General features: G+C 42.0%; 1 protein-coding gene. It reads right to left on the reverse strand.

What is annotated here, in order from left to right:
- The coding region (locus ADH54_RS10210) for a G5 domain-containing protein (RefSeq protein ID WP_049525043.1) at positions 1-550 on the reverse strand (550 nt) is incomplete at both ends.

A 550-nucleotide genomic window follows, 5' to 3' on the forward strand; every position in this document is an offset into this window, starting at 1 on the left:
CCTTGTTCTCTAACTACTTTAACCCCTTTATCAAGTGACTCATCCGCGACAAACTGTTCACCTCTTTTGACTGTTGATCTTGTTTCTTCTACATTCCCAATCTTAACAATTCTATCCACCGGTTGTTTCTCTATTTTTGTTGAAGTGTTTTCTACTATTTTCCCAGTACTTCCATCAAAACTGTAAGAAGTAGTTGCCACTTCCTTACCATTTTCGCCTGCTACTTCTACTTGTTGCTCTCTGTAATTTAAAGTTGGTGAAGCTGTATAGATTGTTTTATAGTCCAGTACTTTTTCTTTCGTTACTGGACTTGGGACAGTTGGTTGCACTTGTGAATCTGACTGTTCTTGGGGAGCTAAGGTTTCAGGCTGAACAGCTGGAGCTGGTTCGTTTCCTTGACTTGGGTTGATCTCTGGAGATGAAGGCGTTTGTTCTGGTTGTTTTTGGGTTTCTTTCGGGGCAGATTCACCAGCATTTTTTACCCCCTCAACTGAGTTCCCCAGCTGTTTCTCCTCACCCTTTTGTTCCGCAAGAGATTGATCTTCTTCGC

It is taken from the genome of Streptococcus pseudopneumoniae (assembly GCF_001072315.1).
Lineage (GTDB): Bacteria > Bacillota > Bacilli > Lactobacillales > Streptococcaceae > Streptococcus > Streptococcus pseudopneumoniae_R.